General features: G+C 74.3%; 12 protein-coding genes and 1 pseudogene. 5 read left to right on the top strand and 8 right to left on the bottom strand.

Features of this window, described 5'->3' with window-relative positions; all coding sequences use genetic code 11:
* Positions 1-276: 276 nt before the first annotated feature.
* Positions 277-2694, top strand: a pseudogene (locus tag ABZY33_RS05375) (GH92 family glycosyl hydrolase); the annotation flags it as partial.
* An 87-nt stretch (positions 2695-2781) separates the two neighbouring features.
* On the opposite strand, the gene ABZY33_RS05370 reads toward ABZY33_RS05375, so the two are convergent.
* The 5 genes from ABZY33_RS05370 to ABZY33_RS05350 all read right to left on the bottom strand — a co-directional run bounded on the left by ABZY33_RS05370 (position 2782) and on the right by ABZY33_RS05350 (position 5988).
* Positions 2782-3099 (bottom strand): hypothetical protein, encoded by a 318-nt coding sequence (locus tag ABZY33_RS05370; protein WP_356490127.1) that lies wholly within the window; start codon positions 3097-3099, stop codon positions 2782-2784.
* A 197-nt stretch (positions 3100-3296) separates the two neighbouring features.
* Positions 3297-4223: an NADP-dependent oxidoreductase gene (locus ABZY33_RS05365; protein ID WP_356490136.1), complete on the bottom strand. Its 927-nt coding sequence runs from the start codon at positions 4221-4223 to the stop codon at positions 3297-3299.
* Positions 4224-4349: 126 nt separating this feature from the next.
* Positions 4350-4772, bottom strand: a complete 423-nt coding sequence (locus ABZY33_RS05360; protein ID WP_356490126.1) for a PPOX class F420-dependent oxidoreductase — start codon at positions 4770-4772, stop codon at positions 4350-4352.
* Positions 4773-4877: 105 nt separating this feature from the next.
* Positions 4878-5480 carry a hypothetical protein gene (locus ABZY33_RS05355; protein WP_356490125.1) on the bottom strand — a complete coding sequence of 201 codons (603 nt, stop codon included), beginning with the start codon at positions 5478-5480 and terminating at the stop codon, positions 4878-4880.
* 55 nt (positions 5481-5535) lie between these two features.
* Positions 5536-5988, bottom strand: a complete 453-nt coding sequence (locus ABZY33_RS05350; protein WP_356490124.1) for a MarR family winged helix-turn-helix transcriptional regulator — start codon at positions 5986-5988, stop codon at positions 5536-5538.
* 193 nt (positions 5989-6181) lie between these two features.
* Here ABZY33_RS05350 and ABZY33_RS05345 point away from each other — a divergent pair, with 193 nt between their 5' ends.
* Entirely contained in the window at positions 6182-7639 is a 1458-nt protein-coding gene (locus ABZY33_RS05345) for an MFS transporter (RefSeq protein ID WP_356490123.1), read from the top strand.
* A 398-nt stretch (positions 7640-8037) separates the two neighbouring features.
* Here the strand turns inward: ABZY33_RS05345 and ABZY33_RS05340 are convergent, their stop codons facing one another.
* Positions 8038-8421 carry a metalloregulator ArsR/SmtB family transcription factor gene (locus ABZY33_RS05340; protein WP_356490122.1) on the bottom strand — a complete coding sequence of 128 codons (384 nt, stop codon included), beginning with the start codon at positions 8419-8421 and terminating at the stop codon, positions 8038-8040.
* Between the two features lie 94 nt (positions 8422-8515).
* Between ABZY33_RS05340 and ABZY33_RS05335 the strand changes: the two genes are divergently transcribed.
* Positions 8516-10483 carry a heavy metal translocating P-type ATPase gene (locus ABZY33_RS05335; protein WP_356490121.1) on the top strand — a complete coding sequence of 656 codons (1968 nt, stop codon included), beginning with the start codon at positions 8516-8518 and terminating at the stop codon, positions 10481-10483.
* A 153-nt stretch (positions 10484-10636) separates the two neighbouring features.
* Here the strand turns inward: ABZY33_RS05335 and ABZY33_RS05330 are convergent, their stop codons facing one another.
* Entirely contained in the window at positions 10637-11908 is a 1272-nt protein-coding gene (locus ABZY33_RS05330; RefSeq protein ID WP_356490120.1) for an FAD-dependent monooxygenase, read from the bottom strand.
* 227 nt (positions 11909-12135) lie between these two features.
* Between ABZY33_RS05330 and ABZY33_RS05325 the strand changes: the two genes are divergently transcribed.
* Together ABZY33_RS05325 and ABZY33_RS05320 are read left to right on the top strand one after the other, a co-directional pair.
* Positions 12136-13134 (top strand): hypothetical protein, encoded by a 999-nt coding sequence (locus ABZY33_RS05325; protein ID WP_356490119.1) that lies wholly within the window; start codon positions 12136-12138, stop codon positions 13132-13134.
* A 5-nt stretch (positions 13135-13139) separates the two neighbouring features.
* Positions 13140-13484: a DUF6233 domain-containing protein gene (locus ABZY33_RS05320; RefSeq protein ID WP_356490118.1), complete on the top strand. Its 345-nt coding sequence runs from the start codon at positions 13140-13142 to the stop codon at positions 13482-13484.
* 14 nt (positions 13485-13498) lie between these two features.
* On the opposite strand, the gene ABZY33_RS05315 is transcribed toward ABZY33_RS05320, so the two are convergent.
* Entirely contained in the window at positions 13499-14512 is a 1014-nt protein-coding gene (locus tag ABZY33_RS05315) for an MASE1 domain-containing protein (protein ID WP_356490117.1), read from the bottom strand.
* Positions 14513-14546 lie beyond the last annotated feature (34 nt).

Raw genomic sequence — 14546 nt, 5'->3', positions numbered from 1 at the left:
GTCGTCGCGTCCGCCGTCGGGGTCGCCGAGCGGGGTCTGGTACCAGCCGGCCCGGGCCCCGGCCCGTTGCCGCGGATCGTCGGCCGCCCTCTTGACACCCCGGTCCTTGATCGGAAACATCGCCCGCGGTCTTTGACATCGTTATCAAGCCCTCCCCCCAAGGCCTGTCCGCCCTGTGCGACCGGCGTAAGAAGGCACCGCATGACGACGACAGCTCCCCCCATCCGCGGCGCGACACCACGCCCCCGGCGGCCCCGCCCGGTCCTGCGCAGCGGCCTGCCGGCGGTCGCCGCGGCGACCGCCCTGGCCGGCGGTCTGCTCACCACCACGGCCGCGCCCGCGAGCGCGGCCCCCGCGCAGCGCGCCGCCGCCCTGGTGAGCGACCCGGTCCGCCAGGTCGACCCCCTGATAGGCACCAGCAACGCGGGCAACACCTATCCCGGGGCGGTCCGCCCCTACGGCATGCTCTCCTGGAGCCCGCAGACCTCCACCGGCACCCAGACCAGGAACCCGGCGCCGGGCGGCTACCGCTACGACGCGACGAAGATCCGCGGTTTCTCCCTCACCCACCTCAGCGGCGTCGGCTGCTCCGGCGCGGCGGGCGACATCCCCGTACTGCCGTACGTGGGCGACATGACGGGCTCCCCGTCCGCGGACACCGGCGACGCCACCTACGCCTCCGGCTTCAGCCACGCGCGCGAGAAGGCGACGCCCGGGCGCTACCAGGTCGCCCTGGACAGCGGCGCGAGCGCGGATCTGACCGCCACGACCCGCACCGGCACCGGCCGCTTCGGCTTCCCCGCGGGCAAGGCCGCCTCGATGCTCTTCCGGACGTCGAACTCCGAGAGCGGCAGCACCGGCGCGCAGGTCCGCGTCGACGCCGCGCACCGCACCGTCACCGGCTCCGTCGACGCGGGCAACTTCTGCGGCCCGCAGAGCGAGAACAACCGGCACCAGCTCTACACCCTGCACTTCACCGCGCACTTCGACACCGCCTTCGCCGCCACCGGCACCTGGCACGACGGCGACCTGCGGCCCGGCGGCACCGAGGCCTCCGGCGGCACCGGCTACGACCAGAACGGCAACCCGCAGCCGGGCAAGGGCTCCGGCGCCTACGTGACGTTCGGCAAGGACGTGCGCCAGGTGCAGATGAAGGTCGGCATCTCCTACGTGAGCGCCGCGGGAGCCGAGGCCAACCTGCGCCGGGAGAACCCGCCGTCGACCTCCTTCGACGACACCGCCGCGGCGGCGGCCGCCCAGTGGCGCACGGAGCTGCGCAAGATCGGCATCGGCGGCGGCACCCAGGCCCAGCAGCGCACGTTCTACACCGCGCTCTACCACTCCATGCTGGAGCCGACCGTCGCCAACGACGTGGACGGCCGCTACGCCGGAGCCGACGGCCGCGCGCACCGGCTGGCCAAGGGCCAGAAGGCGCAGTACGGCACGTTCTCGGGCTGGGACCAGTACCGCGCCCAGGTCCAGCTGATGGCGTGGCTCTCGCCGAAGGCGGCGAGCGACTACGCGCAGTCCCTCTACGCCTACGCCGGCCAGCGCGGCGGTGAATGGGACCGCTGGCTGCTCCAGCAGGGCAAGACCAGCGTGATGTCGGGCGACCCGTCGGCCGTGGCGCTGGCCGGCATGTACGCCTTCGGCGCCCGGGACTACGACGTGCGCGGGGCGGTCGACTCCCTGGTCCGCGCCGCGACCGTGCCCACGGCGAACGACGCGTCCGACGCGGGCTGTCAGGTCGAGTGCGTCGGCCAGCGTCCGTCCCTCGACTTCTACCTCACCCACGGCTACGTCCCGGCCGACGACTGCCACTGCTGGGGCGGGGCCGCGGAGACGCTGGAGGACGCGGCCGCGGACTACGGCCTGTCGGAGCTGACCGGCGCGCTGGGCCGGCGGGGCCGGCAGGCCGGCTTCCTGCGCCGCTCGGGTGCCTGGAGGAATGTGTTCGACCCGGATGCCACGCCGCAGGGCGGCTGGATGCGGGACCGCGCGCGCGACGGCAGCTGGGCCGGCGACTCCTTCGACCCCGGGACGGGCGACGGCTTCGTCGAGGGCAGCAGCGCCCGCTACACATGGATGGTCTACTCCGACGTGGCCGGTCTGGCCCGGGCGATGGGCGGCCCGGACAAGGCCGTGCAGCGCCTGGACGCGTTCTTCCGTACGCCCGCGGGCGCCTTCGACTTCTCGGCGAAGGACGACACGCGCTACGACCCGACGAACGAGCCGGACATCAACGCGCCGTACCTCTACGACTACTTGGGGCAGCCCGCCCGTACCCAGGAGACGGTCCGCGCCGAACTGGACCAGCTGTGGACCGACACCCCCGGCGGCATCCCGGGCAATGACGACGCGGGCACCATGTCGGCCTGGTACGTCTTCTCCGCACTCGGCGTGTACCCACAGGTGCCCGCCCGCGCCGACCTGGTCCTCACCTCGCCGCTGTTCCCCCGGGCCGAGGTGCACGGGGGTCTCGGCCGCACGCTGCGCATCGAGGCGCCGGGCGCGGGCGCGTCCGCCCCGTACATCCAGGGCGTGCGTGTCGACGGCGCGGCCACCGACCGGACGTGGGTGCCGGGCTCGACGGTGCGCACGGGCGGGACCCTGCGGTTCTCGCTGGGCGCGACGCCCGGCAAGGACTGGGGCACGGCCCCGCAGGACGCGCCGCCGTCGTTCCCGGCCGGCGGCTGACCGGCCCGCACTGCGGGGACAGGGCCGGGCAGTCGCGCCGACCCTGTCCCCGCAGTGCTCCCCGGGAAAGTGGCACGCCGCAGGTCACTCCGGCTCCCCCTGAAGGCGCTTCAGCCCTTCCTCCCAGCGCTTTTTGCGCTCCGCGTCCGACTGCTCCCACCAGGCGGTGCCCCGCTCCCCGAGCGCGGTCTTCGCCAGCTGGACCCGGGCGCGGGCCCGGCGTTCGGCCTCGCTGTCCTGTTGGCGCAGCGCGTCGCGCACGGCCCGCCGGGCGGCCATGAGCCGGCGTCGCAGCTCCGCGGCGCTCTCCTCGGGCAGCAACGGGTCGGTGGCGCGCCACTTGCGCCCGCCGACCACGATGTAGCGCCCGTCCTCGGTGCGCTCCACGTTCTTCTTCTCCACGGGACGAGTCTGCGCCGCACCCGCCGCGCGGGCCATCCGGCCCGTACAGTCCGCCTCGTGGCGGGGCCCTGCGCGGGGATCGGCGTATCGACGCCGTCGTCCACGGTGGACGGTTTGTCGCGTCGCGGCACGGCCCACAGCGAAGGCCCGGGTCCGTGCCCCGCACAGACCCGGGCCGAGACCGCGTCAGCGGCCCCTCACTCGTCCGAGACCTGGATGAGGATCTTGCCGTGCACGTGGCCGGACTGGCTGAGTTCGAAGGCGTCCGCGACCCGCTCCAGCGGGAACGTCTCGGCCACCGGCACCCGCAGCTGCCCCTTCTCGGCGAGGTCCCCGAGGGCGCGCAGGCCGGCGGCGTCGGGGCGGGCCCACATCCACTGTCCGCCCGCCCCGACGACGTCCGGGTCGGCGATGGACGCGTGCCGGCCGCCCTCGCGGAGCACGGCGCGGGTGACGTCCAGGACGCCGCCGACGTAGTCGACCACCACGTCCACGCCGTCGGGCGCGAGTTCCTTGATGCGGTCACTCACGCCGTCGCCGTAGCTGACCGGTTCCGCACCGAGGGCGCGCAGCCGGTCGTGGTTGCTCTCGGACGCCGTGGCGATGACGCGGGCGCCGAGGGCCTTGGCGATCTGGACGCCGAAGGTGCCGACGCCGCCGGCCGCGTTGTGGATCAGGACCGTGTCCGAGCCGCCCGTGTCCAGGCGGGTCAGGGTCTGGTAGGCGGTCAGCCCGGCCAGCGGCACCCCGGCCGCCTCGCCCCAGCTCAGCGACGGCGGCTTGGCGACCAGGGCGCGCACGGGGACGGTCACGAACTCGGCGAAGGTCCCGCCGTGCACGTAGTCCTTGCGGGCGTACGCGAAGACCTCGTCCCCGGCGGAGAACTCCGGGGCGTCGATGCCGACGCGCTCGACGACGCCGGAGACGTCCCAGCCCGGGATCACCGGGAAGACGGTGTCCATCATCGCGTCCAGGCCGCCGGACATGACCTTCCAGTCGACCGGGTTCACGGCGGCGTAGCGGACGCGTACCAGCGCCTCGCCTGGGCCCACCTTCGGGATCGGCTGGTCGGTCAGCGACAGGACGTCGCGGTCCCCGTACTTCTCGTAGGTGATGGCCTTCATGGTGGCCGTCTCGTTCTCTTCGTTGCCCATGGTTCACTCCGGCCGGACGGATGTGTGCGTGCGGAAACATCTCCGGTACCCATGTTTGCCGGGGGCAGTCGCGGCGGCCACCTGGGGCGATGGCCGTCAGACGGTCGCCTGGCCGCTGTCCCGGTGGGTTCCCCAGCCGTGCCAGCGGTCGATCTCGATGACGGCGCTCCAGCGGGTGCGGACCCGGTCCGGGTAGGGGCCGCCGGTGTAGTGGGTGGAGATCCGGTCGATGTCGGTGAGGCCCTGGTCCTCGTAGAGGTCGACGACCCGGCCGATGAGGGTGACGTGGTCGTACCAGTTGCCGTCGTCCAGGACGGTCAGGGTCACCCGCGGGTCGCGCCGCAGGTGCTTCAGGCGGACCCGGCCCTCGTCCAGGCTGAGCAGGACCCGGCCGTCCTGCCAGACGTACCAGGTCGGGGTGGAGACGGGCGCCCCGTCGGAGCGGAGCGTGGCCATGACCGCGGGGTTGGCGCGGCGCAGCATCTCGACGGCTTCGGGGGGCAGCGGCGGCTTGGACATGGGGGCTCCTCGCTCTCGGTGGGCGGCCCGGGTACGGGTCCGGCGCGTCCCGAGCCTGCCAGAGGCCGCGCGCTCCGGCTCGTCCGCAGCCCGGTTCCGGGTCGGTCAGCTTCGCTCGGCGATGAGTGTGGTCACGCGGACCAGGGTGGGGCGCGCGGGAGTCGAGCCGAAGCCGAACCGGACCGGCGGGGTGACGCTGCGCAACGGGCCGGGGTCCTGGCCGTCGAGGCGGACGGAGGCCGAGGTCAGCAGGTGTTCGTCCAGGGCACAGTAGTACTCCTGGCGGGCGCCGCCCGCGCTGCCGACGGTGCGTACGCCCTGGCGGGCCAGGCGGGCGAGCGGATCGGTCAGCCGGCACCAGCCGCGGGTCCGGGCGAGCGGCCGGGGCACGAGGGTGAGCAGGAACCCGACGCCGGTGCGGCGGCCGACGGTCAGTCCGAGCGTGAGGGAGGGGGTGCGGACGGCGAGGCGGCCCGAGGGTTCGACGATACGGGCGACGGGTTCGACCCGTACGTCGTCGAAGGTGTAGGTCGCCGCGATGTAGTCGGCGGCGGCCCGGGTCGGTGCGATCAGCGTGCGGTGTCCGTCCGGCCGCTCGATCATCACGTCCGTGATCGGCCCGAGCGGCGAGCGCTGCCACATGCCGACGACGAGGCGCACGCCGGACCGGGTGCCGAGACCTGCGATCGCGCCGTCGAAGCGGTCCATGGCGGCCAGCCTATGCGGTGGCGGGCGGGCGGGCAGGGCGTGGCCGCGTGCGCGGTCAGGAGCGGGGCCAGGGCTGGCCGCTGAGCTGCTCGATGCTCGTGTTGAAGCGCTGGAGGTAGTGCGCGAACTCCCGCACGTCGTCGTCCGGCCAGTTCGCGAAGACCCGGTCCAGCTCCTGCACCTGCACCTCGTGCTCGCCGTCCAGCCGCCGCTCGCCCTCCGCGGTCAGCCGGAACTTACGGGCCATGCCGCCGTCGGGGTCGGGGATGCGCTCCAGCAGGCCGGCTCGCATCGCCTGTGCGGTCTGCCGGTTGACGGTCGAGGCGTCGAGCACGAACGCCTCGCTGAGCTGGCCGATCGACATCGGCCCCTGGACCCGGATCCGGCTGAGGATGATGTAGGTGCTGCGCTCCAGGCGGTCCGCCTGCCGACGGCGCTTGTCATTGCCGAGCTGATGCCGGCCCAGCACCATGTGCTCGAACTCGACCAACTCCGAGGGCTTGTCCATGTGCGTACGTCCTCCCAGGTCCGACCGTATCGCAGGGGGTGCGCCCGGCCCGTGCCCCCTCCCGTGGCCGTGCCGCTTTCCGGTATGTGTCCCCTGCATTCAATGTGCGCGATACACAGCATGTGTATGATGCACATCCTTGCACGTGCCGGTCCGGTCGCGACGACGGGACCGAGGAGACAGAGGACCCCGTATGAATGCCCCCGAGACGGCCGGCCGGTCCGGCGCCGTCGTCACCACCCTGGCGCTCGCCGGTACCGTCGCCGCGATCATGCAGACGCTGGTGACGCCGCTCATCGCCGATCTGCCTCGCATCCTGCACACGTCGTCCTCGAACGCGGCGTGGGTGATCACGGTGACGCTGCTCGTGTCGGGCGTGTGCGTGCCCGTATCCGGCCGCCTCGGGGACCTCATAGGCAAGCGCCGCATGATGCTCGCCTGCGCCGTACCCCTGATCGGCGGATCGGTGGTCTGCGCGCTCTCCTCGTCGCTGGTGCCGATGATCGTCGGGCGCGGACTGCAGGGCATGGGGATGGGCATGGTGCCGCTCGGCATCGCCCTGCTCCGCGACGTCGTGCCCACCGAGAAGCTCAGCGGCTCGATCGCCCTGGTCAGCGCCTCCATGGGCATCGGCGGCGCCATCGGCCTGCCGATCGCCGCCGCGATCGCGCAGTACGCGAACTGGCGGGTGCTCTTCTGGGGCTCGGCCGCGCTCGCCCTGATCATCGGCGTGATGATCTTCGTCATCGTGCCGGACGTGCCGGCCGGTGCGAAGGGCCAGCGGTTCGACGCGCCCGGCGCCGTCGGCCTCGCCATCGGCCTGGTCTCGCTGCTGCTGGCCATCTCCAAGGGCGCCGACTGGGGCTGGACCTCGGGCACCACGCTCGGCCTCCTCGCGGTCGCCGTCGTCGCCCTGCTCGTGTGGGGCTCCTACGAGTTGCGCACCCGCGACCCGCTCGTCGACCTGCGCACCACGGTCCGCCCCCGGGTGCTGTTCACCAACGCCGCCTCGATCCTCATCGGCGTCGGCATGTACTCCTTCATGCTGATCGCGCCGCAGCTGCTGCAGTTCCCGAAGGCCACCGGGTACGGCCTCGGCCAGTCGATGCTCGCGGCGGGTCTGTGGATCGCCCCCGGCGGCGTCATGATGATGCTGATCTCGCCGCTCGGCGGAAAGCTGATCAACGCGCGCGGCCCCAAGACCGCTCTCATCAGCGGCGCGCTCGTCATCGCCGCCGGATACGGCGTCGCCCTGCCGCTCATGGGGACGGCCTGGGGCATCATGCTCTCCGGCATCGTGATCAACAGCGGTGTCGCCCTCGCCTACGGCTCGATGCCCGCCCTCATCATGAGTTCGGTGCCGCTCTCCGAGACGGCCGCCGCCAACGGCTTCAACACCCTGATGCGCTCGCTCGGCACCACGATCGGCTCCGCCGTCATCGGCGTCGTCCTGGCACAGATGACGATCAGCATGGGCGGTTTCACCTTCGCCTCCGAGAACGGTTTCCGCGCCGGCCTGATGATCGGCTGCGGTGTCGCCCTGGTCTCCGCCGCCGTGGCGACCCTGATTCCGGCCCTGGCCAAGCCGGACGGCGAGCCGGCCGCCGGCGAGCAGCCGGCCGGCACCGGCCAGGCACCCGCCCGCGCCTGACCCGCGCGCCGCTCACCCGGCCGCCGCTCACCCGCACGGTCCGCCCGCGCATGCGCCGCCCCGCTGTTGCGCCGAAGGTCGAAGCAGCATCCGGCGCGGGAGAGCCAGGGGGACGGTGCGGGTCAGGCGGGCACGCTCATCCTGATCATGGCCGCGGCCGTCCCCGCCCCGCTCCTGGCGCACGGGGCCGGCCGCCGGGCGCGGGTCCCGCCGGTCATCTTCGAGATCGCCCTCGGCATCCTGCTCGGGCCCGCCGCCGCTGTCCCGGGCGCCGGGGTCGGAGAGCCGGTGACCGAGCGCGTCCGGTACCGCCGGACCGCGCGGGCGGTGACCGCCCGCGGTCCCGGGTGCCAGGCCCTGTCCGTCGGCCCCTGCGAGGCGCCGGGACGCCGGGCGGCTCAGCCGTGCTGCTCCCGCGCCGTTCCGGACGGCAGGTCGCGGACGCCCGCGCGCAGGTGCTCCACGTGGAAGAGCGCCTGATCGAGGAGTTCGGCGACGTGGTTGTCGTAGAGCGCGTAGACGATGGAACGGCCGTGGCGCTCGCCGGTGACCAGGCCGAGGTTGCGCAGCAGCCGCAGCTGGTGGGAGCAGGCGGAGGCCTCCATGCCGACCGCGTCGGCGAGGTCACCGACGGAGCAGGGCCCTTCCTGGAGCCGGGCGAGGATGTAGAGCCGCGACGGGGTGGCCAGGGCCTGGAGCGTGGCGGCGACGTCCGCGGTGCCGACCGCGTCGAGGCGTTCGCGCGGGGTCGCGTTACCGGCGGTGTCGACTCCATGGCCCATGGGGGCATCATACCGACGACACTTGAAGAACTGTTCATATCTTCATGTACGGTGACGTGGTCGTCGCCGTCCGCCCGTGAAGGGTCGTTCCGTCATGCCTTCTGCCTTGGACCAGCGGTCCGCCGGCGCCGCTGCCGCAGCGCCGCCGCCACCCGCCCGTCGCCGTACGCGGGTCCTGGCCCTGCCGGAGGCCCGGTGGGCGCTCGCCTCCCTGCTGCTGTTCCTCCTCGCGCTCCCGCTCGACCTGCTCGGCGCGCCGGCGTGGACGTGGGGGCCGTTGTTCGCGGCCGCCTATGTCACCGGCGGCTGGGAGCCGGGGTGGGAGGGCCTGAAGGCGCTGGGGAGCCGGACGCTGGACGTGGACCTGCTGATGGTGGTGGCCGCGCTCGGTGCCGCCACCGTCGGACAGGTCCTGGACGGAGCGCTGCTGATCGTCATCTTCGCCACCTCGGGCGCGCTGGAGGCGGTCGCGACCGCGCGCACGGCCGACTCGGTGCACGGCCTGCTCGACCTCGCTCCCCCGACGGCGACGCGGCTGCCGGCCGACGGCACCGAGGAGACGGTCGCCGCGGCGGAGCTGGCCGTCGGCGACGTGCTCCTCGTCCGGCCCGGCGAACGGATCGGGGCCGACGGCCGGGTCCTCGACGGGTCGAGCGACGTCGACCAGGCCATGATCACCGGCGAGCCCCTGCCGGTGGCCAAGCACACCGGGGACGAGGTGTTCGCCGGTACCGTCAACGGCACCGGCGCCCTGCGCGTCCGGGTCGCGCGCGACCCCGCGGACTTCGTCGTCGCGCGGATCGTGCGGATGGTCGGCGAGGCCTCGCGGACCAAGGCGCCCACGCAGCTGTTCATCGAGAAGATCGAGCAGCGGTACTCGATCGCCATGGTGGCCGCCACCCTCGCCGTCTTCGCGGTCCCGCTCGCCCTCGGCGACGGCCTGCGGCCCGCCCTGCTGCGGGCGATGACCTTCATGATCGTGGCCTCGCCCTGCGCGGTCGTGCTCGCCACCATGCCGCCGCTGCTGTCCGCGATCGCGAACGCCGGCCGGCACGGCGTGCTGGTCAAGTCCGCCGTCGTCATGGAGGGCCTCGGCCGGATCGACACGGTCGCCCTGGACAAGACCGGCACCCTCACCGAAGGCACCCCCCGCGTCACCGCCCTGCGCCCGCTGCCCGGGACCGGGACGAGCGAGGAGGCTCTGCTGCGGCTCGCGGCCGCCGCCGAGCACCCCAGCGAGCACCCGCTCGCCCGCGCCGTCGTCGACGCCGCCCTCGCACGCGGCCTCGCCCTGCCCCGGGCCCGCGACTTCGTCTCCACCCCCGGCCGGGGCGTGCGCGCCACCGTCGACGGGCACACGGTCGAGGCCGGATCGCCGGACGGCCGCACGGCCGCCACCCGCTCGGCGACCGCGGCGGTCGATGAGCTGGAGGAGGCCGGACAGACCGCGGTCCTGGTCCGGTGCGACGGCGTCCCGGTCGGGGTGCTCGGCATCGCCGACCGGCCGCGCCCCGGCGCCGCCGCGACCGTCGCCGCGCTCGCCGCGCTGACCGGCCGGGCGCCGGCCCTGCTCACCGGTGACAACGCGCGCGCCGCCCGGCACCTCGCCGACCAGGTCGGCATCACCGAACTGCGCGCGGGCCTGCTGCCCCAGGACAAGGTCGCCGCGGTGAGGGAGTGGGAAGCCGGGGGCCGCACGGTGCTCGTGGTGGGCGACGGGGTCAACGACGCGCCCGCGCTGGCCGCCGCCTCCACCGGTATCGCCCTGGGGCAGGCGGGCTCCGACCTCACCCTGGACACCGCCGACGCCGTCGTCGTACGCGACGAACTCGCCGCCGTCCCCGCGGTCGTCGCCCTGTCCCGGGCCGCCCGGCGTCTGGTGGTGCAGAACCTCGTCGTCGCCGGCGTCTTCCTCACCGTCCTGGTGGCGTGGGACCTCGTCGCCACTCTGCCGCTGCCCCTGGGCGTCGCCGGGCACGAGGGCTCCACCGTCCTCGTCGGACTCAACGGCCTGCGCCTGCTGCGCGAGTCCGCCTGGAAGCCCCCGTCCGGCGAGGTGTGACGCCGCGGGCCGGCGGGCGCACGCTCATGGCCGGGGTGTGGCGCCTCGGTCGTTCGTGGGTGCGCCCGGCCTGGCGGTGGGCCTCGTCGAGTGCGGCGGCCCAGCCGGCGAGCAGTCGCAGGCCGTCGCCGGAGGGCGTGCCGGGTTCGGCGCTCATCGCGGCGAGGACCAGGCCGGGGCGGAGTCGGGCACCCCCGCGTAGTCGGGCAGCTCGACGCCGTTGATCGCGCGCCCGACCAGCTCGGTGAACCACGCGCCGGTGAAATCGGGGCGCGGTTCGGCGTCCGGCCCCGGGAGGTCGCGGCTGCGCGCGTTCAGCCGGCCGATCTCCTGGTTGGCCTCCACGTACGAGCGCATCCGCGCCTCGTAGCGGGCGAACCCGGTGGCGGGATCCCACGCGGCGGCGGCCAGCTCCCCGGCCAGCAGGTAGGCGCCGACCAGTGCCAGCCCGGTGCCCTGCCCGGACATCGGTGACGAGCTGAACGCCGCGTCCCCGAGGAGCCCCACCCGTCCGCTCGACCAGCGGTCCATCACGACCTGGGCGACCTGGTCGAGGTAGAAGTCCGGGGTGTCGTCCAGGTGCGCGAGGATCTCCGGGACCCGCCAGCCCAGGCCCGCCGTCCGCTCGCGCAGCAGGCGCTTCTGGGCCGCGACGTCGCGGTGGTCGACGTCGAAGCCGGCGGAGGCGAAATAGAACATGGACATCGCCCGGGTGGCGTCCTGGATGGGGCGCAGAAGGGCGGAGCGCCCGGTCTCCTGGTCCTGGTGCTCGAGCAGCCAGCGGTCCAGCCCGAACTCGTTGGGCACGCTGTAGAAGGCCAACACGTGCCCGAGGTGGCGGAGGTAGCGCTCATGGGGCCCGAAGACCATCGCCCGCAGCGGCGAGTGCAGCCCGTCAGCCCCGACCACCAGGTCGAAGCGGCGCCGGTCGCCGCCCGCGAGGACCACGTCGACCCCGTCCGCGTCCTGGGCGAGTTCGGCGATCCGGTCACCGAAGAGGTACTCGACGCCGTCGCGGGTGTCGTCGTAGAGCAGCTGGGACAGGTCGCCGCGCAGGATCTCGATGTCCGCGATGAACCCGTCGCCACCGTCATCGTCCGCGCGGAAGGTCTCCAGCACCCGCCCGTCCGCGGCCACGGTGTGCGCGCCGGCGGTGTCGGTGCACGCCGCGCGGACCACCGCGTCCAGCCCCATGCGGCTGATGACCTCTCTGGCGACCCCGCGCGCGTCCACCGCCTGCCCCCCGGGACGCAGCTCGGGAGCCCGCTCCACCACGGTCACCTCGGCCCCCCGGCGGCGCAGCCAGTGGGCCAGCGCGGGTCCCGCAATGCTCGCCCCCGCCACCAGCACCTTGGGAGCGCTCGCCCGCCTCCCCCGCTCGCCCGTCCGGATCGTGCGCTCCTGCTCGGAGTCGTCGACGCCCATCACTGCCTCCCTGTGCTTCCGCCCGCGCCGGAACGTTCCCGGCGCGGGCCACCGTGTCGGTGGATCCGGCAGGACCGACTGCGGATCCGCCCGAAACTCATCGTTACGGCCGGTATCGCGATCACGGTTCGCCGGAACCGGACAGACAACGGCGCGGCCCGCCCGCACCCCGCTCGTCTCGCGTGTTCGAATTTCCGTTCGATATCGTGGGGGCGGGAGGTGCCGTGATGACCAGGACGGACGATGTGGCGTCGGTGATGCACGTGCGGGTGCCGGCAGGGCTGCCGGAGCCCGCCTACCGGGAGGTGCTGGAGCTGCTGGCGGAGATCTCGCCGGTGGTGCAGGCGCTGCCGCCCGGCGCCGCCGTGGTGGAGCTGCGCGGCGCGCTGCGCTACTTCGGGGTGCCGGCCGCGCGGCTGTGCGAGCGGGCCCGGGTCCGCTCGCTGGCCCGGCTCTCCGTCGATCTGCGGATCGGTCTGGCGCCGACCTGGGCGCTCGCCGCGACCGCCTCGGCACGCGCCCCGGAGCACGGCGGGCTCGTCACGGTCGAACCGGGCCAGGTCGCCGGCTTCCTCGCGCCGCTGCCCGTCGACGCCCTGCACGGCATCGGGCCGGCCCAGGCGGCCGCGCTCACCGACTACGGCGTCCACAGCGTGGGCATGCTCGCAGCCCTGCCGCCCGCCACGATCCAGCGGGTGCTGGGCGGCCGCGCCGGGCGCCTGGCCGCCGACCGGGCCCGCGGCATCGACCCGCGCCCGGTGACGCCGCGGGCCCTGCCCCTGTCGGCGGCCGTGCGGCACCGGTTCGAACGCCAGGAGATGGACGGCGCCGCCGTCCGCGCCCGCCTGCTCGACCTCGTCGTCCGGCTCGCCGCCACCCTGCGCACCCGCGACCAGGTCGCCCGCGGCCTCACCCTCCAGCTCGACTTCGCCGCCGGGGCCCGCTGGTCCAGGACGCTGCGGCTGCCCGAGGCCGCCGCCCACGACGAGGACCTGCGCGCCGCCGCCTACCGGCTCATGGACCGCGCCGGCCTCCAGCGCGGCCGGCTCGTGGGCCTGCTCGTCCGCGCCGAGGACCTGGTCGCCGCCGGCGCCGCGGCGGAGCAGATCACCTTCGACCACAGCCGCGAGATGCGGCTCCGCGCCGAGCAGGCCGTCGACCGCGCCAACCGGCGCTTCGGCCCCGGCAGCGTGGGCCCGGCCGCGCTGCTGCACAGGGCGGCCTGAGCGCGGTGCGCACCGAAGACGCCCCGGCCGACCGGCTGGCCCAGCTCCAGTTCCTCGAACGCGTACAGGAACGGGACCTCGCCCGTACCCGGCGCTGGATCGAGGACGAGAAGCGGCGCCGCAGCGAACACGCGCGCGGCGAGGCCGCCCGGCCCGAACCGCCGGAGTGGGTGCTTGAGGTCGGCCTCACCGGGCGGGCGTCCGTCTACGTCCACGCGGGCGGCTGCCACATGACGGGCAGCCGCACCCGCCCCCTCACCGCGGACCAGGCCCGCGACGCCCTGCACCACGGCCCCGTACCCGCCTGCCCGCACTGCCGCCCGGACTCCGCGCTGGGGCTGACCGGCTGAGCGGCCGGCGGGCTCTACCTGCGCGGCGGACCGTCCGCCTCGGTGTCCACCGCGTGGCTGGTGGACGGCTCGGGCGGCGGCCCGCCGGCGGCGAGGTGTTCGAGCACCTCGGCCAGCTCGTTGCAGGCGTTCTCCACCGAGTGCCGTGTCGCGTGCGCTTCGCTGACCATCGCGGACAGCAGCAGGGCGGTCAGCGCCGCGGCGCCGTTGAACGCCTGGAGCTTGACCATGATCTCGACGGCCGACAGCTGCTCGAACGCGCCCCGCCCCGCGTTCGCCTCGAACGAGGTCAGCACGGACGCGAACAGCGCGCACAACATGCTCCCCGCCAGCTGGAACCGCAGGGCCGCCCAGATCAGCAGGGGAAAGACGATGTACAGCATGCTCAGCCGGCTGAGCGCCGCCACCGGCACCAGGACCACGGTGGCCAGGACCAGGCAGACCAGCTCCGTCCAGCCGGCCCGGCGCAGCCGCCCGACGGCTCCCACGGCGACCAGCAGCAGGGGGGTGACCAGCAGGACACCCATCGCGTCCCCCACCCACCAGGCCAGCCACACGGCCCAGAACTCGCCCGTCTCCAGGTCGCCGGTGAGCAGCTGCATCCCCGCGCCGACGGTCGGCGCGATCAGCATCGCGGCGAGCCCGCCCAGGACCAGCGCGAGCCCGTCCCGCAGCCGCGCGATGTCGAGCCGGAACCGGGCCCGGCGCAGCAGCAGCACCGCGCAGAAGGGAGCGGCGACGCTGCCCAGGACGGTGACCAGGGTGGTGAGCCGGGGCGTCGTGAGGGAGGCGATGACGAGGAACGAACCGAGGGCGATCCCGGGCCACACCCGCAGGCCGAAGACGAGCAGGGCGACGACGGCTACGCCGGTCGGCGGCCAGATGGGGGTGACCACCACGCCCTCGACGACGAGGCGTCCCAGCAGACCGAGGCGCCCGGCCACGTAGTAGCAGAGAGCCACGGCCAGTGCCTTGAGGACCGGCTCCACGGACGACCGGTTCAGCCGAGTCACCACCACAGCAGTCATCACACACCGGTGACGGCCGCCCGGCCAGGCAAGC

It is taken from the genome of Streptomyces sp. NPDC006552, assembly GCF_040611655.1.
GTDB lineage: Bacteria > Actinomycetota > Actinomycetes > Streptomycetales > Streptomycetaceae > Streptomyces.
Note: the sequence above shows the minus strand (reverse complement) of the source record. Positions and strands in the feature narration are given on the sequence as shown.

What these genes read in the sequence shown, in the direction of transcription:
- ABZY33_RS05365 (WP_356490136.1), bottom strand. Translation starts at nt 4,223, where the DNA reads ATGAAGGCCATCACCTACGAGAAGTACGGGGACCGCGACGTCCTGTCG.
- ABZY33_RS05360 (WP_356490126.1), bottom strand. Translation starts at nt 4,772, where the DNA reads ATGTCCAAGCCGCCGCTGCCCCCCGAAGCCGTCGAGATGCTGCGCCGC.
- ABZY33_RS05355 (WP_356490125.1), bottom strand. Translation starts at nt 5,480, where the DNA reads ATGGACCGCTTCGACGGCGCGATCGCAGGTCTCGGCACCCGGTCCGGC.
- ABZY33_RS05350 (WP_356490124.1), bottom strand. Translation starts at nt 5,988, where the DNA reads ATGGACAAGCCCTCGGAGTTGGTCGAGTTCGAGCACATGGTGCTGGGC.
- ABZY33_RS05345 (WP_356490123.1), top strand. Translation starts at nt 6,182, where the DNA reads ATGAATGCCCCCGAGACGGCCGGCCGGTCCGGCGCCGTCGTCACCACC.
- ABZY33_RS05340 (WP_356490122.1), bottom strand. Translation starts at nt 8,421, where the DNA reads ATGGGCCATGGAGTCGACACCGCCGGTAACGCGACCCCGCGCGAACGC.
- ABZY33_RS05335 (WP_356490121.1), top strand. Translation starts at nt 8,516, where the DNA reads ATGCCTTCTGCCTTGGACCAGCGGTCCGCCGGCGCCGCTGCCGCAGCG.
- ABZY33_RS05330 (WP_356490120.1), bottom strand. Translation starts at nt 11,908, where the DNA reads ATGGGCGTCGACGACTCCGAGCAGGAGCGCACGATCCGGACGGGCGAG.
- ABZY33_RS05325 (WP_356490119.1), top strand. Translation starts at nt 12,136, where the DNA reads ATGACCAGGACGGACGATGTGGCGTCGGTGATGCACGTGCGGGTGCCG.
- ABZY33_RS05315 (WP_356490117.1), bottom strand. Translation starts at nt 14,512, where the DNA reads ATGACTGCTGTGGTGGTGACTCGGCTGAACCGGTCGTCCGTGGAGCCG.